17 protein-coding genes are annotated in these 24,634 nt (G+C 42.4%); 9 read left to right on the top strand and 8 right to left on the bottom strand.

Going from position 1 to position 24,634, the window contains the following annotated elements:
* Nucleotides 1-120 precede the first annotated feature (120 nt).
* Nucleotides 121-744: an XRE family transcriptional regulator gene (locus tag AND4_RS01900; protein ID WP_009841193.1), complete on the bottom strand. Its 624-nt coding sequence runs from the start codon at nucleotides 742-744 to the stop codon at nucleotides 121-123.
* 375 nt (nucleotides 745-1,119) lie between these two features.
* Between AND4_RS01900 and AND4_RS01895 the strand changes: the two genes are divergently transcribed.
* The 3 genes from AND4_RS01895 to gcvP all read left to right on the top strand — a co-directional run bounded on the left by AND4_RS01895 (nucleotide 1,120) and on the right by gcvP (nucleotide 5,841).
* Nucleotides 1,120-2,415: a serine hydroxymethyltransferase gene (locus AND4_RS01895; RefSeq protein ID WP_009841192.1), complete on the top strand. Its 1,296-nt coding sequence runs from the start codon at nucleotides 1,120-1,122 to the stop codon at nucleotides 2,413-2,415.
* 51 nt (nucleotides 2,416-2,466) lie between these two features.
* Nucleotides 2,467-2,847 (top strand): glycine cleavage system protein GcvH, encoded by a 381-nt coding sequence (gene gcvH / locus AND4_RS01890; RefSeq protein ID WP_009841191.1) that lies wholly within the window; start codon nucleotides 2,467-2,469, stop codon nucleotides 2,845-2,847.
* Between the two features lie 129 nt (nucleotides 2,848-2,976).
* Nucleotides 2,977-5,841 (top strand): aminomethyl-transferring glycine dehydrogenase, encoded by a 2,865-nt coding sequence (gene gcvP, locus AND4_RS01885; protein ID WP_009841190.1) that lies wholly within the window; start codon nucleotides 2,977-2,979, stop codon nucleotides 5,839-5,841.
* Between the two features lie 208 nt (nucleotides 5,842-6,049).
* Here the strand turns inward: gcvP and AND4_RS01880 are convergent, their stop codons facing one another.
* The 3 genes from AND4_RS01880 to AND4_RS01870 form a co-directional block, all read right to left on the bottom strand.
* Nucleotides 6,050-6,808 carry a restriction endonuclease gene (locus AND4_RS01880; RefSeq protein ID WP_009841189.1) on the bottom strand — a complete coding sequence of 253 codons (759 nt, stop codon included), beginning with the start codon at nucleotides 6,806-6,808 and terminating at the stop codon, nucleotides 6,050-6,052.
* A 189-nt stretch (nucleotides 6,809-6,997) separates the two neighbouring features.
* Entirely contained in the window at nucleotides 6,998-8,122 is a 1,125-nt protein-coding gene (locus AND4_RS01875) for an AAA family ATPase (protein ID WP_009841188.1), read from the bottom strand.
* On the bottom strand, nucleotides 8,115-9,764 hold the full coding sequence (locus AND4_RS01870; protein ID WP_043991389.1) for an AAA family ATPase: 1,650 nt from the start codon (nucleotides 9,762-9,764) through the stop codon (nucleotides 8,115-8,117). The genes AND4_RS01875 and AND4_RS01870 overlap by 8 nt, the downstream gene beginning before the upstream one ends.
* Nucleotides 9,765-11,179: 1,415 nt before the next feature.
* On the opposite strand from AND4_RS01870, the gene AND4_RS01865 reads away from it, so the two are divergent.
* Nucleotides 11,180-11,488, top strand: coding sequence for an RHS repeat-associated core domain-containing protein (locus tag AND4_RS01865; protein ID WP_009841184.1), 309 nt, complete (start codon nucleotides 11,180-11,182; stop codon nucleotides 11,486-11,488).
* A complete protein-coding gene (locus AND4_RS01860) occupies nucleotides 11,485-11,715 on the top strand; it encodes a hypothetical protein (protein WP_009841183.1) in 231 nt (76 codons plus the stop codon). Before AND4_RS01865 ends, AND4_RS01860 begins: the two co-directional genes overlap by 4 nt.
* 926 nt (nucleotides 11,716-12,641) lie before the next feature.
* Here AND4_RS01860 and AND4_RS20495 read toward each other — a convergent pair.
* A complete protein-coding gene (locus AND4_RS20495; protein ID WP_009841181.1) occupies nucleotides 12,642-15,623 on the bottom strand; it encodes an SEL1-like repeat protein in 2,982 nt (993 codons plus the stop codon).
* 825 nt (nucleotides 15,624-16,448) lie between these two features.
* Between AND4_RS20495 and AND4_RS01845 the strand changes: the two genes are divergently transcribed.
* Complete coding sequence (locus AND4_RS01845; protein WP_009841180.1) at nucleotides 16,449-16,898, top strand: type III secretion system chaperone; 450 nt, start codon at nucleotides 16,449-16,451, stop codon at nucleotides 16,896-16,898.
* Between the two features lie 30 nt (nucleotides 16,899-16,928).
* Nucleotides 16,929-18,581 carry a hypothetical protein gene (locus tag AND4_RS01840; RefSeq protein ID WP_009841179.1) on the top strand — a complete coding sequence of 551 codons (1,653 nt, stop codon included), beginning with the start codon at nucleotides 16,929-16,931 and terminating at the stop codon, nucleotides 18,579-18,581.
* A gap of 80 nt (nucleotides 18,582-18,661) precedes the next feature.
* On the opposite strand, the gene AND4_RS01835 is transcribed toward AND4_RS01840, so the two are convergent.
* From AND4_RS01835 to AND4_RS01825, 3 genes are all read right to left on the bottom strand, one after another.
* Complete coding sequence (locus tag AND4_RS01835; protein WP_009841178.1) at nucleotides 18,662-19,156, bottom strand: YcxB family protein; 495 nt, start codon at nucleotides 19,154-19,156, stop codon at nucleotides 18,662-18,664.
* Between the two features lie 236 nt (nucleotides 19,157-19,392).
* Entirely contained in the window at nucleotides 19,393-20,670 is a 1,278-nt protein-coding gene (locus AND4_RS01830) for an O-antigen ligase family protein (RefSeq protein ID WP_009841177.1), read from the bottom strand.
* Nucleotides 20,671-21,128: 458 nt separating this feature from the next.
* A complete protein-coding gene (locus AND4_RS01825) occupies nucleotides 21,129-21,521 on the bottom strand; it encodes a CesT family type III secretion system chaperone (protein WP_009841176.1) in 393 nt (130 codons plus the stop codon).
* A 409-nt stretch (nucleotides 21,522-21,930) separates the two neighbouring features.
* Here AND4_RS01825 and AND4_RS01820 point away from each other — a divergent pair, with 409 nt between their 5' ends.
* Together AND4_RS01820 and AND4_RS01815 are read left to right on the top strand one after the other, a co-directional pair.
* Nucleotides 21,931-23,361, top strand: coding sequence for a bifunctional NUDIX hydrolase/phosphatase PAP2 family protein (locus tag AND4_RS01820; RefSeq protein WP_009841175.1), 1,431 nt, complete (start codon nucleotides 21,931-21,933; stop codon nucleotides 23,359-23,361).
* A gap of 543 nt (nucleotides 23,362-23,904) precedes the next feature.
* On the top strand, nucleotides 23,905-24,633 hold the full coding sequence (locus tag AND4_RS01815) for an SDR family oxidoreductase (RefSeq protein WP_241210225.1): 729 nt from the start codon (nucleotides 23,905-23,907) through the stop codon (nucleotides 24,631-24,633).
* Nucleotide 24,634: the final 1 nt, after the last annotated feature.

Here is a 24,634-nt window from a genome sequence, read left to right as displayed (position 1 = left end):
CAAGGCCGTGAACAAGACGCCTTTCTGACTGAATTATCATCAATTAAACGCCATCATAACGCATTAAAAGCCAATAGCAATCGTTTGCTTTCACTATAAGAAATTTACAACTATTTATCACTATTTGGCGGTCACCCACAAAATGTGCGCGTCTTCCTCGCTCACACTGGTCAACATGTGACCCATATTCGCATCGTAATAAACACTGTCACCCTCGCTCAATACTACGGGCTCATAGAACTCGGAATAAAGCGTCACTTGGCCAGATAAGATAAGCAAAAACTCTTCGCCATCGTGACGTACCCAGTCTTTGTATTCGTCAAAACTGCGGGCACGAATCTGGCTTTTAAAAGGCATCATTTTTTTATTAGAAAGTTGAGTGGCTAACAGCTCATGCTCATAGGTTTGGGTAGGATGTGGTTTTCCCTCTTTTTTCTTGGTCACATCCCTGCGCCCTGTCGCTACCTTTTTCCTTGGTGGTTCAAACAGTTGTGGCATATCGATTTGCAAGCCGTTAGCTAATTTTTGCATCGCTTGGAACGTCGGTGAAATCTGCTCATTCTCAATCTTACTCAACGTCGAACGCGCAAGGCCTGTGCGTTGGCTCGCCTCCTCTAGAGTAATACCGAGTTTGGAGCGGATATCTTTGATGCGTTGACCTAGCTTCAGCGGTTCGATATTTCGATCTTGTCGCTCTTTCGCCAATGTCATTGACGGGTATTCATCGTAAATGTTTTCTGTCATAAATCCCTCTATAAAACTCCCTTATACCTGTCCTCTAGCATTGTGCATGAAGCCCATAGTGGATAAAAGGACACCAAGTTAATTAAAGCGTGCTCTTGTTAACAAAACCAGAAATCACGTTTCCTATAGGAAATTTTTGGTTGATTGTTCGTGCCTCAAACGCTATGTTACCAACTTGTTAGCTATAGAGATGCATATTTCCGTAATAGATTGGCTAGGAAAATCACAATCCAACGGAGTTTTGCCCACTTTCTTCGGGCCGAGAGTCACTCTGTTCTGCTATGCAGTTCAGCTGTTTTGAGGACAAATGAGCCATCATCGCAAACATAATACTTCTACCGCGGGCTCATTTTCAGATTTGGAAGGTCAACTACCATGAACAAGAGTTACCCTAACCACAGCTTGGAAAACTTTTTCTCTACCAATCTCTCTGCAACAGATGATGCCGTCTTTGCTGGAATTCAGGCTGAATTCACTCGCCAAAGCGAACAAATCGAACTTATCGCTTCTGAGAACATCGTTTCTAAAGCGGTAATGCAAGCTCAAGGCACGTGCCTGACAAACAAATACGCTGAGGGTTATCCAGGTCGCCGTTACTATGGTGGTTGTGAGCACGTCGATACAGTGGAAGCCATTGCTATCGAACGCGCAAAAAAACTTTTCAATTGTGAATACGCAAACGTTCAACCCCACTCAGGCGCTCAAGCAAACGGAGCGGTAAAACTGGCGCTGCTGCAACCGGGTGACACCATTCTTGGTATGTCTCTCGACGCAGGCGGTCACCTAACGCACGGTGCACGCCCAGCCCTCTCTGGTAAATGGTTTAACGCTGTGCAATACGGTGTCGACCGTGAAACACTGGAAATCAATTACGAAGACGTTCGCCAACTGGCACTTGAGCACCAACCTAAAATGATCATCGCGGGTGGTAGCGCTATCCCACGTACTATCGACTTCGCAAAATTTCGTGAAATCGCAGACGAAATCAACGCAATTCTGATGGTCGACATGGCACACATCGCTGGTCTTATCGCAACGGGTGCACACCCTAGCCCGCTTCCACACGCACATGTAGTGACGACAACAACGCACAAAACATTGCGTGGCCCACGTGGCGGTATGATTCTGACCAACCACGAAGCCATTATTAAGAAAATCAACTCTGCGGTATTCCCGGGCTTGCAAGGCGGCCCACTGATGCACGTGATCGCTTCCAAAGCAGTGGCATTCGGTGAGGCGCTCGGTCCAGAATTCAAAACTTACATTAATTCAGTGATCAACAACGCTAAAGTCATGGCTGAAGTGTTGCAAGCTCGCGGATGTGACATTGTCACTGGTGGCACCGATACGCACTTAATGCTGGTTGATCTACGTCCTAAAGGTTTGAAAGGCAATAAAGCAGAAGAAGCGCTAGAGCGTGCAGGCATCACATGTAACAAAAATGGCATCCCATTCGACACAGAGAAGCCTATGATTACATCGGGCATACGTTTAGGTACGCCTGCGGGCACAAGCCGCGGCTTTGGCGCTGAAGAATTCAAACTCATCGGTAATTGGATTGGTGACGTACTGGATGGTTTGGTTAGTAACCCAGAAGGTGACGCAATCATTGAACAACGCGTGCGTAAGCAAGTCAAAGAGCTTTGCAGTCGCTTCCCTCTTTACCAGTAAGCAATTTTTTAAATCAGAATAGATCCTAACAAGTTATTTGGAGATTAAGCAATGGACAAAACACTGAAGTTTACAGATAGCCACGAGTGGGTACGTGACAACGGTGACGGCACAGTAACGATCGGTATTTCAGAGCACGCTCAAGAGATGCTAGGTGACGTGGTATTCGTTGACCTGCCAGAAGAGAATGATGAAGTCGAAGCGGGCGAAAGCTTTTCTTTGGTTGAGTCTGTAAAAGCGGCTTCAGACATCTACTCGCCTGTCACCGGTGCAGTAGTTGAAATCAACGAAGAACTAGAAGACAGCCCAGAGCTAATCAATGAAGAACCATACGAAGGTGGTTGGATTGTGAAAGTGAAGCTTTCAGACCCATCGGAGTTGAATGACTTAAAAGATGCAGACGAATACCTAAACTCTATCGAAGAAGAGTAATTAGGATGAAACGAAAGCTGTCCCCTAGCATAACCAATAGTGGGCAGCTTTTTTTCTAGGTTCGGACGTATAATTTATATTATCAGTAGCGTAAACCTGTTACCCGAACCAAGGAGTAGGTAAAGGACAATGACTGAATTACTTCAAAGCCTCAGCACACAAAACGAGTTCGTTGCTCGCCACAACGGACCAAACAAATCTGACCAACAAAAAATGTTGGAAGCGATCAACGCAGTAAGCCTAGATTCGCTCATCGACGAAACCGTACCAGCACAAATCCGCTTAGAGCAGCCAATGAACTTGGCAGAGGCAAAAAGCGAAGCCGACATGCTGGCAGCGATGCGTGAATTCGCTGATCAAAACCAAGTTAAACGTACATTCATTGGTCAGGGTTACTACAACACCTTCACCCCAAACGTCATCCTACGTAACGTGATGGAAAACCCGGGCTGGTATACCGCTTATACCCCTTACCAACCAGAGATCTCGCAAGGCCGTTTAGAATCGCTTCTCAACTACCAACAAATGGTAATGGATCTTACGGGCATGGAAATCGCGAACGCGTCCTTGCTGGATGAAGCAACGGCAGCCGCTGAAGCGATGACACTTTGTAAACGTGCCGGTAAAAGCAAAAGTGACGTATTCTTCGTTGCTGACGACGTTCACCCACAAACCATCGAAGTAGTAAAAACTCGTGCGAAATTCATCGGCTTTGAAGTTCTCGTTGGTTCTCTAGATTCACTGCCAGAACAAGATGTATTCGGTGCACTGGTTCAATACCCTAGCACCACAGGTGAAGTTCGTGATCTAACGGAGATCATCGCACAAGCGCAAGCGAACAAAACGCTCGTGACCGTTGCGACCGATCTATTGGCCTCTGCCCTTCTAAAACCTGCGGGTGAAATGGGCGCAGACGTCGCAATCGGCTCTGCACAACGTTTCGGCGTTCCTATGGGTTACGGCGGTCCACACGCGGCCTTTATGGCAACACGAGACAAGCACAAGCGTACAATGCCTGGTCGTGTTATCGGCGTTTCTATCGATACTAACGGCAATCAAGCACTGCGCATGGCAATGCAAACGCGCGAGCAGCACATCCGCCGTGAAAAAGCGACATCAAACATCTGTACCGCTCAGGCACTGCTTGCCAACATGGCATCTTTCTACGCGGTTTATCACGGCGCAGAAGGCCTACGTACCATTGCTCGTCGTACTCACCACATGACAGCCATTTTAGCTGCAGGTCTAACCAAAGGCGGCTTCGAACTTGCACATAACAGCTTCTTCGACACCATCACCATCAACACAGGTGCACAAACGGAAGATCTGTACGCAAAAGCACTCGCAGCAGATTTGAACCTACGCAAGCTAGATACACAGCTCGGCGTGAGCTTCGACGAAACCACCACGGTGGCAGATATAGAAGCGTTGTTCGCCGTGTTTGGTGTCAAAGAGCAAGTCGCGTCACTATCAACTGAAATCTCAGGTAACGAGTTTGCCGCGATTCCTGAAGCACTGCGCCGTACATCGAGCTACCTTACGCACCCTGTGTTTAACACGCACCACAGCGAAACACAGATGATGCGATACCTCAAACAGCTAGAGAACAAAGACTTCTCGCTCACACACGGCATGATCCCACTGGGCAGCTGTACCATGAAGCTGAACGCCGCAGCAGAGATGATTCCAGTAACATGGCCTGAGTTTGGTTCTATCCACCCGTTCGCACCAGCAGAACAAGCCGCAGGCTACGCTGCGCTAGCGAAAGATTTGAAACAAAAGCTCTGCGAAATCACAGGCTACGATACGTTCTCACTGCAACCTAACTCTGGTGCATCGGGTGAGTACGCTGGTCTTATCGCGATTCAACGCTACCATGAAAGTCGTGGCGAAGGTCACCGCAACGTGTGTTTGATCCCAAGCTCTGCGCACGGTACCAACCCTGCGACTGCGTCTATGGTGTCAATGAAGGTTGTGGTCGTGAAATGTGATGAAGAAGGCAACATCGACATCGACGATCTCGCTGCGAAAATTGAGAAACACAAAGATAACCTATCAAGCATCATGATCACTTACCCTTCTACGCACGGCGTATACGAAGAGCAAGTGAAAGAAGTGTGTGAAATGGTGCATGCAGCAGGCGGTCAGGTTTACCTAGACGGCGCGAACATGAACGCACAGGTTGGCCTCACCACACCGGGCTTTATCGGCTCTGACGTTTCTCACCTTAACCTACACAAAACCTTCTGTATCCCACACGGCGGCGGCGGTCCGGGTATGGGTCCTATCGGTGTAAAATCGCACCTAGCGCCTTTCCTACCGGGTCACATTGAAAACGGTGCAGATGGTGAAAACTTTGCGGTATCCGCAGCGGATATGGGCAGCGCATCTATTCTGCCTATCTCTTGGGCTTACATTGCAATGATGGGTGAAGCTGGCCTAACGGACGCAACAAAAGTAGCGATTCTGAACGCCAACTACGTGATGGAGCAATTGCGCCCTCACTACCCTGTTCTTTACCGTGGCTCGAACGGCCGCGTGGCGCACGAATGTATTATCGACATTCGCCCACTGAAAGAAGAAACAGGCATCAGTGAAGAAGACATCGCGAAGCGTCTGATGGACTACGGTTTCCACGCTCCAACTATGTCGTTCCCTGTCGCGGGTACACTCATGGTTGAGCCAACAGAATCAGAAGATTTGGAAGAGCTCGATCGCTTCTGTGATGCGATGATCGCTATCCGCGAAGAGATGTCGATGGTTAAAAACGGAGAATGGCCGCTCGATAACAACCCGCTTGTTAACGCGCCTCACACTCAGTTTGACCTAGCGAGAGAAGAATGGGACCGCCCTTACTCCCGTGAGCTTGGCTGCTTCCCTTCTAAAGCAACCAAATCTTGGAAGTACTGGCCAACGGTCAACCGCGTAGACAACGTATACGGCGACCGTAACCTCATCTGTTCATGTCCGAGCATTAATCACTACGAAGATTAGTTTTTGTAGAATCTAAATAGACAAAGGCGAACCGATTGGTTCGCCTTTTTTGTTTTTGGGCAAGACTCTTGAAAACTCACTTTTGGACATTTTCGTGTTAGGACTTTTGCACTAATGAAAACATTTCAGATTACCAAAAGTATGGAAAAGTTCTAAACCTGTGGCCAGTATTACTTGACCACTACAGTTGGTCTCTTACTTGAGATTGTTAGCTTTGTTTGTAGTCACTCAACCAATCCACCAATGTATTATAATCTGCCAACGTTACGTCCCATTTACTAGACGCTTCATGCTCAACAAAGTTTTTGGCACCCTTTGTGAAAGTTGAGGTGGTCACTAGAATCGTTTTATTTGGACCATCTTTCGTGTTTTTAACTCCTTGCAGTGCTCTTACTAGGGCAACGCCAACTTTTTTATTTTCTGCGTAACGCTTACATTCGATGAAATACTTGCTTTGTATTCCCAATGAATCTGTGTGAATTGCAATAACATCCTTACCACCATCGGCAGTTCTCTGAGTCAGATCAACTTCGTATCCTTTTGATCGAAATATCTCTGAAACAACTTCCTCAAACTCTCTCGGTGTAATTTCTCTCATTAGCTCTGGACTAGATCTCAGTGCAGCAATGAGTTCCTGAATGTTCTCATAGAATAACAGAAGATCTTCAGCACTATATATTTCTCGAAGATACTCAATGTCGGGTTCGCCTGATGTTTCTGCTCCAGTAGATTTATTCAGAACAAAGTTTAAAAACTCTACAGGATACTCTGACACTTCGTACTTTAGAGAAATGGGGCTGTTGCACTCACAGCAATCAAATTCATACGACAACTCGTATATGCATTCTTCGCCCATGCCTCTTTCAGAGCCACCGATACAATCATTGTTGAAATCGCTTATCGGTATAAGATCACTGTCGCCACAATTTTCACACGTATATTCAATATCACCACAAAATTGCCACATATGTTCGTATTTCCTTCTTGACGCTAACCGCGTTCTTCGAAATCATCAATCATGATTATTTTCCCAGACTCGGTATCTCGCCACATTTTATTTAACTTTATATGCATGTCCCGTAGCTCTGAAATCCTATTGATTAGCATCAACGTCTGGACTAAGAACCAATCAGCTTATCTAGTGTATATAGATATCTTAATTAGCTGGTTGCCAGAGAACATCATCAAAATGCTTGTCGTTGACTATGAAAGCGACGCTATACCGGGCTCTAGTAATAGCGACATACAGTTTATTTTGACTAGTTTGCTTATCGGCAAAAGCGCCATTTTGTCCTTTCAGAAACTTTGTAAAGCGGTCTGTCGGATGAATTAGTACATGGTCAACCGTTTGGCCTTTGGAGTCACCAAAGGTCATCAAGTTTTCGTATATATCTAACTCTTTACCTGAGTTAGCAGAGTGCCTGAGTATCAGGGGAGTATGTTGTTTGACATACTTTGAGACATCTTTTTTGGAAACGAAATGTATACCTGTATGTATGCCTATGTCAGGGGCTTCTACTTTAGATACTGTTTTGGAATACCCCTCTCCCTTATGAACTGTATCTGCAAACTCACATATTGGCTGTATTGATCGCCAACACTCGTTGAGAGCGCTAGAAATAAACCCCATTCTCCCGTAAGCCTCAAGTTTTTGTTGGCTATCGGATGGCGCTTTGGGCTTTGAGGAAGTGTGGTATATAGTTTGTCTAAAGTCCCCAACAGCATGAATCTCAAGCTCTTTAGATTTTGCAATTAGCTTGATTAAGTCAAAATCCCAGCCAGCAAAGTCTTGGGTTTCATCAAGATAAACACGGCTATATATCGAGCTAATTCTCTCAGAAATGGCAATGTTGTCCTCTTTTACAATCCTGCATCCTAGCTTTGAGAGAAACTCTGTATGGGCACGATTTTGGCTGGTCAGAAAATGCTTTTCATTGTATTTCGCTCCTATCTTTTCTTTCCTGCCAGGAATACTCATTCGCCCTCTCTTGTGGGGGTTACTGCTATTGAGGTTGATGCCATCAATGCGAGTGGTGAAAATACATCTCTGATATGGTCTTACTACATCTTCTAATATGAAGGAGTACCAGCCCTTGACTATGAACAAGTCCCTTCGCTGCCCGCCAAGTTCATCAAATTTCTTGTAAAGCTCATTTTGGTTACTACGTGTGTAAGTAATAACCAAAACCTTTTTACCTTCATCAGTCAGTTCTATTGATTCCTTGACTATTCGAGTTGTCTTACCTGCACCAGCACAGGCAATAAAGAGTTTCTTAGTCAAACTTCAATGCCTCCAACAGGTAGTTTGGATACTGAATGACGTCTGCGCTATCGAATATGCGTACAGCAGAATCTACTTTTTTAGAACCGTAGTTCTTGTCTCCTTTTTCACCTACGTAGACAGCCTTGAAGTATTCAATCTTCTCGTCCAAGCTTTTAATCTCTTTGTATTCGTTGTAGGCGATTTTTGATAAGGCTATTTCTGCGAATTTATCTAAAGTCTTTTCATCTTTTCCATTAGCAGCTATCAATGAAGGCTCTAGTGACTTTAGTTTGTCGTTTGGCTCAGAGAAGAACTTAATGTTTTTGAAATTGAAGTTATTTGCATAATCAACAATGTTGGTTTGGTATGAACCATCATTATCTTTTACCACGTTTACCTTGGTTCCGATGAGTTTAGCTATTTGAAGGTAGTGCTTGAAACCTATACCTCTCACAACGATGATATCAATGCCATCTTCTTCGGGTAACCTTTTGTTATCTTGTAAGTATTTCTTCTTCAGAATCAACTCATCAGAAGGACCTTCAACTAGAATGACTTTTTTGGAGAGAACAATTCTCAATGTGTCATATCCCGGTAATCTTTGAAGAGTTTTGGCTGTGCCAGAATCAATTTCTTTTAGCCTGAGATAGTCATCAGAAATTAAGCATAAATGGTTAAGGCTAAGCTTGTTAAGAACATAAGAGCTATGGGTGGTAATAAATATTTGGTTATTAGTATTTTCTGAAATGAATTTTACCAGCCTGCTTAGGTTTGTATGAGACAAGTGATTCTCTGGTTCCTCTACAGTAACAAAGTTGACATTGCCACCTTTATTTAAGAGAGCTAGCTTAACCTGTATTTTATTTTGCTCCCCTTTACCTATATGGTTAAACGATACTTCGTCTACCGCTAGCTGGAGCCCAGCTTCGACAGTTCCCGAGTTAGTGTCAGCTATTATCGAGAGGTTTTGCTCTGTGACCTGATTCTCAGAGTCAAGGTCATTGTTGAGATCTTGAATTTGCTGCTGCTCTTCAAAGGAGTTTTTCAATTGGCGATAGTTTAGATGAAGTAAGGCTTGCTGCTCCTTGGTTAAGGACGAGTTAATGATGTTGGATAAATATTGGGTCTTACCATAAGTGGGGTGAAGTCTAGTAGGATCGATAAATAGGCCCTTTACTTTTCTGCTCAGAAACTTGATCGGCTCCCAAGAAAAACTAAACCATTCGACTTTATAAAACTCTGTTGGGATACTTTCGACTTTAGCGCTTTTGCAAAACTCTTCATATGTGCTGGTTAAATCTTCATCGAAGCAAATCTTGATAAATACACCTTCATACTCTTTATTTTGTGAGTTGTTCTTACCTCTGTATTCAGGGCAGCCAGATAAATATGCTTCGATAAGAATTTCAGGCAGCGAGCCTTTGGATAGGTCCCCTTCAAGGTATGTTCTAACCGCCTTATTATTGAATAACTGTGGAGATAGAGAGGAATTTATAGATTTACCTCTGTAGTTAGAGCTTGAAACAAGCTCTAACGCTTCTAGTATTGTAGTTTTACCTGAATCGTTATCTCCAACGAGTATATTCACTTTCTCATTAAACTCGTATTCACCTGATTCGATTTTCTTAAAGTTCTTGATAGTTAGCTTTTCGATGTACATAAGATTACCCATACTAAATTACATGCTTATTAAATGAATATAACTTAATAAAAATCAGAAAAATATGTTGCAAATCATATATGTAGGTTTAGCTATAGAGTTTTGAGAAAAAACCTCACAGAGTGGGGTTTAGAAGAGCAAGGTAATATGTACGGAAGAGTCTAATAAGTATCTCTATCAGCAGGGCATGTATCGCTCACCCATTAAACATTAGAAAAACTAAACCAAAAAATTTCGTCAACTAAACCATAAAACTCTTGTTCTAACCCCAAAAGGGGCATTTCTGTGTTAAAAGTCGTCCCGTGGAAGTGTGATCACCAAGCGATTCTGTCGTAACTTTTTCTCATAACTGCTAATAAAAAAGAGCCAGCTTATCTATTTCTGGCTCAGAGTCAGAGATCAAATTAGTTTAATAAGTAACTAAGTCTCATTTTGACGATTTACTAGGCTTTAACCCCGGCGTATTACCTGGAGTTTTTTTATTGTCACGTCGACGTTGGTCAGGCTTTCCCGTCGATTTAGCAATTGGTTTTGGACCTGGTTTCAAACCCATAATGATATCCTTAGCATAATAAAAGTAATTTCCCATTCACAATCTTTAAGCAACAACGGAGTCTTTCAATGCGTGAATACAGATAGTGTAAGTTCCACTTTCTGAAACACGACTGGGACAAAAGTGAGACTTTCATTCATGCCCCTACCACCGTAACGTACATCATAAAATCAAAAAACTGATCCTTCAAAAGGGATATTGAATCGTCTCGATAGAAATTTTTCTTCTTAATGAGTGCTTGAACCTAGGTAGGAACATAATGCGTTGAAAGTAGATTCCTAGTCTCGCTTGGGCTCGCTGGAATAACGCTTGTGATGATGCCGAGTGTCGTGGGTCAATATGAGTGAAAATTGTGGCTAACGCTTTGGTAATCAGCCCCAAGAAACGACTGCCTCAGATCGCTGACAGTAACTCCAATCCCCCCCCTCTTTCGATCGTGAGCAGCCGATTCAAGGTATCGTCATTCTGAACAGTGAGGGACGAACGTGATTCAGAATCTACTCGCCAAGTGATGAAGCAACAGAAACTTGTCGGGCCGCTTTACACTTGAATGCTTATATTGGTTAGCTTTGCAATTAATCCACCTACTTAGAACCGTTATGAATATGGCAATGATGTCTGCCATCTAATGTAGCCAGTTTCTAAGGCTACTTATGAACAATTACTTGCGGCAAGTAAACCCAAAAAGTATTCATAACACGGATAATGTTCAGTTTGCCGATTTAAACCGTGATGGTCTCACTGATCTTGTGTTCTTTAATGGGTTCAAAGTTACCGTGTAGCCAAGACAAGCAAAAGTGATGACACCTTCACTCCAGAAGTTTATTTTATTAAACAGCACCTTGAATCAACAGAACTGACTGTGGACAATTCTGCTCAAGTCATTAATGCGTTCAATTATGAACCATTTGGTGATGTGGAAGCTCAGTTTGGTCAATCCGATCAAACGGTTTATCGTTTTACCGATAAAGAGCAAGACAAAGAATCTAGGCTTGGTTATTTCTCGCAACGCTATATGAACCATATCTACGGGCAATTCATCGCCCGCGATCCAGTGTTTGCGAGAGATGCCCGATTCATGGATCCTCAACGCTGGTCACCTTACGCCTATGGACGAGGATATCCGCTGAGGTATAGCGATCCTACGGGGGAGTCATCGGTGACATTATGAGTGGGCGATACGATTTAGGTAGTTTGGATTACCATGAAACGATGTCAAATATCGAAAGCATTGCAGCTAAAACCCATGCAGAAACAATAAGTAACGCTAAAGCTAGTACAAAACAAGCGGCAGAGGTTGCTTATCACGAAACGTCTAAGCAAGTGAGTCATATTGCTGGGGCTTCTAATGAATCTACCAATGAAGGGGCTTCTAGTACTGCTTCAGACAACACATAGCACCTAGGTCCATAAAATTAAAAGCCCTCATTGCGAGGGCTATATTGAAAAATTAATTTACAAAAGAGTTACTAGATGAAAATATCAAAATATAAGTACTCGGTAATATGCTTAATAGTCATCACTGTATGCAGTTACCCATTCATATACTTCCCTTCGGGGGAGTATGATTCAGATAGAGTTTACTTTGTTACTGTACTAAGCTCATTTTTTATGTTTTTTCTCTTAGTGTTTACCGTGGCACAGCTAGCACTGATAATAAAAAATAGGGATGATAAGTACCAAACTAAAAATCATCATATCGGTATTTATTTTATCATAGCCATATCACTATCTACTTTTTACTACTTTAAGGTTGAAGAGTATAAAGAAACAAGCACTAGTCACGTATATTGCGGATCAATATTAAAGATGAGAAGTTCTGTAGGGTTTTTAGAAAAGTTTGCAATCTCGAGAGATAAATGTTTCGAATGACTTTTCTCGCCGGTGTTGTAATAAAAATGTATACGCATTTATGAATCAGTGACTTTGTTAAATTGGGATTCATCGGTTAGATTTGGTGGGTAATTTTTGTTCGTCTTATTGACGAATATTCGCATTAGGTCGTCTTAATAATCGTCCAAATATTTGGCTCTTGTACAGGTCCTGAACGCGTTGAAAGTAGATTCCTAGTCTCGCTTGGGCTCGCTGGAATGACGCTTGCAATAATGCCGAGTGTCGTGGGTCAACCATGGCGTATAAACTAATTTTTGTTATCTAAATTTAACCGAAAGATCAAAAAAGCGAACCTGTTGGTTCGCTTTCAGTCTATGGTTACATTGTTTCATCTTGCGCAATAAATCAGCTAAGGAAAAGCTAACGATCTCGTTTAGATGATGACGTTGATGACTCTCTGCCGATTCGAGAAACACACATCTCGGCTTGGCTTAGATGACATCTTTGCAATCTTCGTTCTTCACAACGTACGTCAAAAGATGTTGGTGGTTTATATCAAGCCATGTGATATGCAGATTAATACCCATTTGAAGTAAATCAGGCGTTTCACACTTTTCAGCAAGTAACGCGTTTTTATCGACCTCTAATGTCTCATCTTCTGCAAATGTATCTTGATAAACGATGATCTGCTCTACGTAATCATGACCAGCAACAACGTCTTCAAAAACTTGAGATTCACTCATAGGAACCGGAAAGTCAGTCTTTTTTTTCACTTGATCAACGATGATCTTGATTTTTTCATATTTCTTTAAGGCTTTGCTCATCTGAGAACGGCTACTTTCAGACAGCTCTTCAGTGATTGAGGGTACAAAAGCCGCGAGTGCTTCTCTTTGGTTCGCCGTCGTTGCTTGCTCAAGCAAAAAGTTACAACCTGCCAATTGCTTATCTTTATAAGTACTATCCTGTTCCGCAAAAAGCGCATATTCAGTTAGATCGGCCCAACTAAAACTGTCACTACATGCCTCTGATTTGATCGCAGCTGCGAATACCTGCATCTGCTTGGGGGGCAGAACTTCCTTAAAAATTTTATTCAAACGAGCTTTATGTTCATCGCCAAAATATGATTTGATTAGACTCTCTTTGATAATCAGATGGTAATTTGGATCAGTACTAATGCTAGGTTTGTCTGGCATCCGCTCTGCAAACGCTTTTATGTAATGTTGTGCAACTTCTCCAACCTCATCAGCATTGAACAGCTCATTGATAACGTTGTCATAAATAGCGTCGCTTTGAGTATGGCTATGTTCGAGTTTAGAGGCTTTCTGATACCAGTAAATCGCTTGTGTAGCATCTCTTGGTACGCCTTTTCCCTCTGTATACATTTTTCCAAGATTACTTTGACCTAACTCGTGTCCCTGTTCAGCCGCTTTCCTGTACCAAGATACCGCTTGCTTATAATCTTGGAGTACACCTTTACCCTCCTCGTACATACTCCCTAGGCTGTTTTGAGCATCAGCGTCTCCTTGATCAGCAGCTTTTTGATACCAAGATACCGCTTGTTTATTGTCTTGTGGAACGCCTTTACCTTGCTCGTACATCCATCCTAGATTAACTTGACCAATCACACTCCCTTGCTCAGCGGCTTTTCTATACCAAGATACCGCTTGTTTATTGTCTTGCGGGACACCTTTACCTTCTTCGTACATCCATCCTAAGTTGTTTTGAGCTGTATCGTCTCCTTGCTCTGCTGCTTTTCTATACCAAGACACTGCTTGTTTGTCATCTTGCGGAACACCTTTACCTTTTTCATACATCCATCCTAGATTAGTTTGACCTCTCGCATATCCCTGCTCAGCCGCTTTTCTGTACCAAGACACTGCTTGTTTGTCATCTTGCGGAACACCTTTACCTTCTCTGTACATCCATCCTAGATTAGCTTGCCCAGTTGCCAACCCTTGCTCTGCTGCCTTTCTGTACCATGACACGGCTTGTACATCGTCCTGAGGGACACCTTTACCTTCCTCGTACATCCACCCTAGATTAGTTTGACCTCTTGCATATCCCTGTTCAGCCGCTTTTCTATACCAATATACAGCTTGTTTATAGTCTTGCGGGACACCTTTACCTTCTTCGTACATCCATCCTAAGTTGTTTTGAGCTGTATCGTCTCCTTGCTCTGCTGCTTTTCTATACCAAGACACTGCTTGTTTGTCATCTTGCGGAACACCTTTACCTTTTTCATACATCCATCCTAGATTAGTTTGACCTCTCGCATATCCCTGCTCAGCCGCTTTTCTGTACCAAGACACCGCTTGTTTATTGTCTTGGGGGACACCTCTACCTTCTCTGTACATCCATCCTAAATTAGCTTGCCCAGTTGCGAACCCTAGCTCTGCTGCCTTTCTGTACCATGACACGGCTTGTACATCGTCCTGAGGGACACCTTTACCTTCCTCGTACATCCACCCTAGATTAGTTTGACCTCTCGCATATCCCTGCTCAGCCGCTTTTCTAAATAAAAACACCGCTTGTATGTCATCTTGAGGAACACCTTTGCCCTCCTCATACATCCAACCTAAGTAGCTTTGGGCTCTTGCATAATCCTGCTTCACAGCTTTTCTATACCAGTCAACTGCTTGCATGTTATCTTGAGGCACACCTTTACCTTTTTCGTACATCCAACCTAAGTTGGTTTGAGCTCTTGCATATCCTTGCTTCGCCGCTTTTCTGTACCAAGAGACTGCTTGTGTATCATCTTTAGGCACACCTTTACCTTTTTCGTACATCCAGCCGAGATTGGTTTGTCCTGTAACGTAACCTTGATCCGCAGATTTCTTATACCAATACACCGCGCGAGTCATGTCTTGGGGCACTCCTTCCCCCTCTTCGTACATAGTCCCTAAGTTGTTTTGAGCTCGCTCATATCCTTGCTCTGCGGCTTTCCCATACCAATATACTGCTTGCGTATCATCTAGTGGCACGCCTTTACCCATATCGTACATGCGACCTAATCTGTTCTGAGCCCTTGCATATTCCTGCTCTGCCGCTTTTCTGTACCAATAAAGTGCTTGTGTATCATCTTTTGGTACACCTTCACCATATTCGTACATCCAACCTAAGTTCGTTTGAGCTTTTGGATATCCCTGCTCCGCCGCTTTTCTGTACCAATAAACGGCTTGAGCATCATCCTGAGAGACACCTTTACCTGCCTCATACATCCAACCTAGGTTCGTTTGAGCTATCGTATGTCCCTGCTCTGCAGCTTTTGTATACCAATAAACCGCTTGTGAGTGATCTTGGACTACACCATCGCCATTTTTGTAAATGTTCCCTAGCTTATTTTGAGCCTTAGCGTCTCCAAGCTCCGCATTTTGAAAATAGTTGCTATTTTTCACTTCCAAGTCGGCCTTATTCATCCCTTGAGTACACCCAGCCAAGGTAATAGAAGCGGTTAATAAGATTAAAGTTCGCATCTCTGTCTCTTAATATCGTTAGTCATTATTAGTTATGAGTGGTTCGCGGTTTTCACATAGTGGATAACAAGCTGCTGTCGTTGTAACAACGCGCAATGGGGCGACTTTATTGCTGAGCTCTCAATCTCGCCTTATATTCAACTCGATTTACAAACAACTCCGACTCTATAACTCGCTGTAGCGTGGGAGATATAAACAGGTTAATTTTGTTTAAAGCTTCAGTTTCAACAAAGTCGATAAAACCATTGTAAAAACGCTCAAATAAAAATGGGGGAAATTATAGGTCTGTTGTGACACACCTTTACCGCACTCTATGATTTATAAAATATCACCGCGCGTGCTTTAAAACATAAAATAAGAATTATTTCAATACATTGGGCTATCCAACGTGATGTTAGGGAGAGTTTTTTACTTTTATAACCCTTGAGATTGGAAAACTCGTACCGAGGCCAAATCCGAAGCAAGAGAATTGACCGCAATTTCATTTAGATTTTTAAGCGAAAGTAAAGCTCAACTTACCTCTCTAACATAACGATAGATAACGCTTAGGCATCCTGAAGCTCCGATAAACTAGCTAACAATCGTTCCCTACTCTCGCTTTGGTTCTCTGAAATAACTGACGTTATAGTGCCGAGTGTCATGGTTCAATTTTGAATACAGATTGTAGCGGACGATGCTCCTCCACTGCACTTTCACTGAATTCAAAAGCTGAGCTGCTTTATGACATTTTTTAACAATCTAAAACTTAACAACCATCATTGACAGATTTACCGATTCGGTTGGCATAGGTTGATTTTAACTGGAGAAACTATTGAGGCTGCTGACATGAGTGTATCAATCGAGCAATTATTTCAAGAGTTAGTAACAGACCTAGGTATCGGCTCAGTTCAGCCTAATGAGGATGGACATTGCACTTTGATGGTTGATGAGACGCTCTTATTAGACATTGAGTTGGATTCTAAACGCGAACGACTGGTTCTCAATTCTTTGATAGGCCCATTGAATTCCAAGCAAGATTTTAAACAGCTGTCGACTCTAATGACGTTCAATAAAAGCTTGTATAGAGAGCTCAACATGTCTCTCAGCTTAGAATCTCACACAAACAGTATCGTGCTGACTTACTGCATTGATGCGCAAGGTTGTAGTGTCTTTGACCTAGAAAGTGCACTCTCGCGTTTCATCAGTCAAACAGAGAAATGTCGACACTTGCTAGAGAGTACCCCAGAGGACTCCACACCTAAAAATAGAATGCTAACTACCGCGATTTGCGTTTAATTTGCCTCGATGATCTAGGGAGATACCATTATGGCTATACAATTACAGCAATTTCTGAATGTTGCTAGAGGTCACACTGTGGTGGTGAATCAGGACAACCAAGGTGGGGTCAGTTTAAAAAGTGGGCGTTTTGAAGGTAAAACGTTTTCTCCTTTTACAACGCAGACTGAGACTAAAGCTCGATCTGATCTTAACCTACAAACCATGGGGCTGTTTCTCAACTCATTACAAAAAGAGTACGGCAGTGATATCGCCTCGCATCTCGCTTCTAAGCTCGATATCACCTCTGGCAGTAAACCCTTAAGCGCAAGAGTCATTCAGAACATGGTTGGCGAGGCAGATGCAATCCGCAAAGCAATGACCACTTTCAATGCTCAATCTGTTCAAGATTTTATTCTCTCCCCGACTGCTAAAGCATTACTTGCTGAGCACGGACACGAACAATGGTTGATGCCGAATAACACCGCATCAAAACAGTTTGCAATTTTGCTCCACGAAGCGTGCGACAAACAACAACATCAATTGAGTCAAAAAGAAATTGCTGGAATCGCCAAATCCGTCATTGATGACGTGCACCACATTCAGCAAAGTATGCCGATCGAATTAACTCAGTTAACAGAGTCGTTCAATCAGGGGGATCATTACCAAATACTTCATAATCTAAACAGTTGTGCGCAGAAAGCTTATATCACCACGCAATTTGATACTTCAAAGAAAGGCGATGATTTTAACCTTCTTATTTCGTCCTCTAAGCTAATGGAAAGTCTATCTCCGACTCAAGCAAATGTTCTTCTTAACTCTATTCTTCATCACCCAACCAGCAAAGAACTGTTTATGTTGCTAACGCCATCATTCACAATGGAACTGGACCTAGAGCAAGCCAGTACTGAATATGAAGATCAGCAGCGAATAATGAAGCAACTATTTCAAAGTCACGGAATGCTTGCTGCAGTGATGGTGGAGTTAGATAAACGCGCACATAATAGCGACAGTGTATCGGAACGTTTAAATGATTGGGTCAGTTACTATTCACAATGTATTCGTGGTGGTGAGAGTGCGATTTCAGCGTCAGATCCTGAGTTTGCTTCTGCCTACTTGAAGATGCAAGCGACTGACAACCAGTTAAATCTTGCTGATTGCGGGGTTACTGCAGAACCAGATGCTACGTTAACCGGTCAATACATCACAATTACTGATCCAAGTAACGTCATCAATGCTCTAAAAGAAATCGCCGCAACAGTGAAAGAAACACACTCTAAACAATTTCTGGATGATTTTAATCGCCAAACTTTCCGAGTTGACGATGTGCAAATCAGTCGCAACGAAGACTCAGAAATGGATGATATGAGCATAATGCCAACAGAAGCAAGCTACTTTGCCCAGCAAGAGCTGTTTGCGCCTGTACTCGAGGATTTGATGAAGGAGCACGGCATCTCGCCAGTTGGTGCGTCAAAATCTACATTCAATTTGTACAACAAAGAAGATGGCACGATAGAGCTTTTCGCCCAGTTGGAAAAGCCACTTGAGAAAATGCTTTCTCTAAGCGATGGAGAACTAAATCTCGATCCAGATAAAAGCTCATTGATTCTCGAAGTGAATCTAACGATATCCAAACACAATAACCAAATTTCTGCCAACTTAAACGCACCAATTAACGTTGACTATCGAGCAACGCCCGCTTAAACCTGCATGCTGAGATGGGAAAAATAACAAAGCCTCGAGCGTATCGAGGCTTTTTGGGGACGAGAGTGCGTTTAATAGAATTAGTTCGCTTTTGACGCCTTGTGCTGCTGCTTCATGAACTCAATAGCTTGTTCATTTAAGCAAGATTTACTGATGTATTGGCGCTGTTTACCCAGGTGAAGAATAAAACCTAAATCGGTTTCCTCTAGCTCATCGATTTCACTCCAAGTGATACTGCGGTCGATGTTAGCACTCTTATAACTTACGCCATTCGCGCCCACTTGAAACGCCACTTTGCTGCCGCGGCTTGAGCTGATGCTCTGTCGCCATAACCACCATGTTCGCCTGCAGTAAACAGCGAACGCTTCAATCACACTTAATACGATAAAGAACCACCCCACATAACCGTTAGGCAACAGTTCAAACTCTAACAAGATCACGCCAAATATCAGAAACAATATCCCTTTTAGATAAGCATGTGGGAACTTAACTGGCTGGCTCGTTTGATTGTAGCACTCGGCAAAGAAGGGTTTATCGAGTGTGTATTCTGTCGTGAATTCAAAATCTTTAGGCATGTATGATTACTTTAGGTTTTCTGTGAATGTGTGTTTGGGCTTGCTGAGTTGAGCATCTCCACCAGCGGATAGATTTAGGCGCTCAGATTAATGATGAAACATGAGCTAAAAGTGTGGCAAAGCTGAGTTTAGAAAACGAGCGCGATGAGTAACACATCGCGCTCGCTAACAGACTTGGTTGAGTCGTCTGCTACGTGCCATCACATAATAAATACGATGTCGGCACCTAACAAAAATCAGGTTCGTTCAGTCAAATCCTCACAACCAAAGAAAATCACAGCGCATGAGGCAAGATAAAAGCTAATGGTGACTGCGTGCTGAAATGGTACATCTGTAAGGGCAGCGACAGCGTACCCAAGAACAATAAAAATGCCGGCGATAGATTGCTGTATATACGGATTACGAATACCACCTCGACACAACGAGGTGAACTTTTCACCGCTAGCATGTTGTTGCACTGTTTTTTTGAATAAGAAAAACGGGAGATAAAGCATTAATAAAAGCATCACAACGCCAGTCAAACCATCTAAAGCCCAATCACTAATAAATTCATTGTGGTAATGAGTAAATGGCACAGCATCTTGAGTTATAATACCTTGATCAGCTAATAATTGCTTGGCCTGCTTGTGGTCGTCACCGTACCCTAGTAATGGTTTTTCCTTGATTAGATAAACGGCAGCTTTCCACATTTGAAATCTTAAACCGATAGAAGAATTCATATCACTACTTTCAATCCTTTGCATTTCATTTGCTGTAAAATCTATACGGTTTTGAATTAAGTGAGTATTGGCTAACAGTGATACAATAACAATTAAGAATATATACGTAAGCTGTTTTCTTATTTCAAGTTTGGAGTAAACAGCAAAAAGTATGACAAGAGCGGCAACGGAGCAAAGCGCTAACGCCGTTCCTCTTGCTTGACTAAATATGATCACGTTTAAAGATAATGCAAATGACAACAGCATCATTCTTTGTATTTGCTTACTCGCGTTAGAAAATAAAAAATATAAACTGCCAACACCGATAGCGACTGATACCGTTGAATACGGTATCGGATTGATTGACCAAGCACGCCCCAACTCTAGAACGTAGGTAAACCAAAAACCGTAAACGAACGAAATAATACCAGACAAGAGTAGCAAAGCGGGTAGCTTATTTTTGATAGAACTGAACGTTGACTTGGGTATAAATGCAAAATATAAAAGTAAGCCGGAAAAAGCTCGAATCACACTACTGCTGTAGCCATGTAATAGTTTCAAAAAGACAGCACCAATAGTCAAAAACAACAGAAATTTAGCGAGCTGGTTTTGTTTTACATTATCAATAATTGTTTTCTTATCATGAACGATAAAAGAAGAAATTATTGCCAATAGAACTAAAATAACTTGTGTCTTATCCGCGCTCGGATAGATCAACATTCCTGAAAAACACCAAATCAATGGTAAATACATTAATACCATGAATATGCTTTTCACTCTTACTGAAAAATCACTCTTTACCAAAAAGTTAAACATTTAAGCTGCTCCAAAGTTCTGAATAATTCAATGTTAATCTTGTTTGAAGTTGTCAACCTAACCTTTGTCTTCCCTTCTTTTTCAATTACAAAGGGGGGATCGACTCGATAACACAAACTAGGGAGAGAGTGAATTTTGTTTTTCAAGACGAGTTCTTCTTTCATATGGCGACTTAACATTAATCGAAAATGCCTCAAGTGTGAGGTATTGTTTATGAGTAAATATAGCCGCATATTACCACTATTTAAAAGAAAGTACGCCAATGTTTTTGGTTATGGCTTTGTAAGATAATTCTGCCTTAGAGTTGTGTTGACTTGCTTAGTGAATCACGTTTACTAGTCAGCGGTAAGCTCACTTGGCTTACTTGTTGCAAATCATAAGTAGCGGGTTCGCTTTTCCTGCCCGTGCTTGGTCATAAGTTGTATGAACAATATTTATATCGCCATCAACACGCATGTTTACAACTCTTGTCCTGTGACTGCGAAGAGCAGAGCATCACGAGCCTCGTTTGATCGCTCCCAGAAGTTTGCCATCATTTCGAGGCTAATCGCCTCACAAGGAAGGCCTGTTGAAAACACAACAGTACGATCATCTGCCGCTAATGAAAATGCACCGAAGCCAATAATACCAGGATGATTATTCAGCAATAAAAGGGTGTGGTTTAAATCTTCATCCTGAGGAAGTCGTCCGAGGTGGAATGGAAATAGGATAAGTAGTCGATCTTGATTGAGTTGAATCGTAACCTGGTGCTCGCCCTCACTATTTGTAAGATGACACTCTCCATCTTCGAGTTGCCATTGATTTTGTGACATATCGGCTAGCCATTGATTGACGATGTTTTCAGTTTTCATTATCTACCTTTATATTGTTAATTATATAACTAATTAGTATCAATTTAAGAAAAAGCTAACATTGCTATAAATTCCGATATATTAATATTGAGCGGAATTTTATAATAAATGACAGAAACGCTTTTTATCGTCACTGTCAAATGGTGTAAATATATTCAACACAATAACTCTTACTAGCATCTCATATTGATTCACTGACTACGCTAACTCATGGTCAATCTAGATGCTTTAATCACTTAGAAATCAGTTAGCTTACTGATACTTAGCTATAAGTTCGAATTTCGAATACTCATTTTTTCAAGTAGACATTAACCAAACATTGGTGATAATGAGACCAAAATACAATTAATTGGGCCTTATTTTGCGATATATATCATTATTACTACTATCAATAACCAGCTTATTTAGCATGTCTGTTTGTGCACAAACACATTCAACCTCGCCGCAACTTGAGTCAAACCAACCACTTGATTCGTACCAACCTAAAGGCGCGACTTGCGTTATTCATAATAAAGATGGACAGGTCGTTTTAGTTCAAGACTACCTGACTCGCACGCTCTCTCTACCAGGAGGGTATATTGATAGTGGCGAGGAGCTGCGTGCAGCGGCAAAGAGAGAAACCTTTGAAGAGACAGGGCTTAGTGTTGAAGTTGGCGATCAACTTTCCATTGATAATAACAGAGTTGTGTTTGCTTGCCATCCCAGCACAAGTGTTGGCTATATCGAGCCAGCTGTTGAGAACGATTTTGGCGCAGCAATTATACCGGCTCTCAATTCCGAGCACTTTGGCAAAGAAATTCGTCAGGTCTACTTTACCTCTTTAACGCCAACGGTTCTCAATAAATACCGCTACCCAAACGATAATTCTGCTCTAATATCTTGGATAAAGGAAAGCCGCCCTAGCGCTTTTCATGTGATTGAAAACTTGACCGACAATGCAAGCGAACTGCAGACAAGGCAATTGTCCATCATGGCATCTTTCCAAACATGGATAAAATCGGTGCCCTTCATTGATAGCCTACTCAATTTAGCTAACGGTTTGGGTGACGGAACATTCGCCGTCGGACTACTGGTTTTGCTCTTACTATTATTACCTTTGCGCTATGGGCTGACATTCGCCTTTGCTCTGCTTGCAACAGCCTACTCGGTTAATCTTCTAAAAATGGGCTTTGCGATACCGAGGCCTTTCTATTTACTTCCCAGCTTACAGCAAGCTCAAGCCAGCGGTTTTAGCTTTCCTAGTGGTCATACGACACAAGCGGCCGCTATCTTAGGTCTGTTGCTGGGGTGGATAACAAAACGGGGTGATCAAGATGGTTATATTAGTGCTCGCGCAGCGATAGTCAGCTGGTTGATGCTTACCATTTTGGCCGGAGCGGCTAGAGTTTGGCTGGGTGTTCATTACCCAACCGATATAGTGGCAGGAATCTGTTTAGGTGGTTTGATTGCTTTCGCATCTTTAATCTTACATCAGCGTAAATACGCCGGGCAAAAACGTCTCATTGAATCAAAGCGTTTATGGCTGCTGTTATTAATCGTCTATCTCTTTGGTACTTTACAACTACTGCAACCTCTTTTTGTCTTCTCATGGTTTGCTGCCCTCGGATTGTTAGTCTCATTGTTTTTTAATAGAACATCACTCGAATTTAAGATCAATCCTTGGCAACAGGTCGCCGTATCCATAATCGGAGTGCTTGTAATGGCTGGAGTGACTATGTCTTTGGTCACGTCTGACACTACGAGCATTGTGATAATACTCGTTAACGCAATGGCTGTCTTAACTGGAATGCTTTGGATCTTGGTAGGCGCTCCCTGTTTAACTAGACGCTTTAAGAATTAACTTTTTGTGGCACTGTCAAGCTGGTTTTGGTTCTTTCGAGCTAGACAGTGCCACGGCTAAAGAGTCAACCAGAGAGGTTTTAACACAAAACCAAGCCCACCAAGCATAGAACCAAAATAGCTCGCTCTCTAGAGGCGCTAAGCTGGTATAAGAATGTTGCAAGACGACAGCGGAAGTCGTCCACTTCCCCACAAAATCTTACCAAATCCCAACCCTGACTAGGGTCTAACCAAGTTTTGATGGCTTTGTTCCATCTTTTGATATCCGAGTCGATGACCCTTGTGTGAAGAGTATTACAAGGTCATTATTGCTAACAGAAAGATAAATAACTATGTACAAAGCATTATCACCTATCCTATTTCTGCGTAGCTGATTGGCTCATCAGGATCTGACACCAGCGTAAGCACAAACAAAAAACCTTCATATACAACAAGATTAAAAGTTATTTATGTAAATAAACGCGAGCAATTTAGGTCTATATCATTGCAGATTGAAGCAAATCACGTAGAATTTGAAAGGTTAAAGAGACATAATGGAAGTTTAATGATGAAAAAAACATGTATTGTTACAGGCGGCAGTTCTGGTATCGGCTTAGCCGTTGTTGAACTATTCACTCAAAGTGGCTATGAAGTTTTCAATCTGGATATTACAAAAAGTGATTCCGATAACTTCATATATTGTGATATTACCGATCACAATAGCGTCATCGAAAGTATCCAAAAAATTGCTGAACATCACTCCATTGACACTCTAGTTACCAGTGCTGGCGTTCACTTCTCTGCCAATATAGAAGAGACCTCAGAACAGGATCTTCAACGTGTATTTGATATCAATGTCAAAGGCACCTACTCAGCAGTGCAAGCCGTTCTCCCTAGCATGAAAAAACGTGGCGCGGGCTCGATTATTGTTATCGCATCCGATCAGTCATTGGTCGCTAAGCGTAATTCGTTTGCCTACAACCTCAGTAAAGCGGCACTTGCGTCACTCGCAAAAACAACAGCATTGGATTACGCGCAATATAACATTCGCGCTAATGCAATTTGCCCCGGAACCATAGAAACGCCTCTCTATCACAGAGCAATCGAAAATTATTGTGATAAATCAGGTGACAACATTGAAGAAGTTCACAAGAATGAAGAAGCGTTACAGCCACTAGGTCGACTAGGCCAACCTCTTGAAGTTGCACAATACGCTCTGTTTTTAGCCAGTGATAACGCAACCTTTATCACCGGAAGCACACAAGTGATTGATGGCGGGTACACAACAGGCTAAG

It is taken from the genome of Vibrio sp. AND4, from assembly GCF_000171815.1.
GTDB lineage: Bacteria > Pseudomonadota > Gammaproteobacteria > Enterobacterales > Vibrionaceae > Vibrio.
Note: the sequence above shows the minus strand (reverse complement) of the source record. Positions and strands in the feature narration are given on the sequence as shown.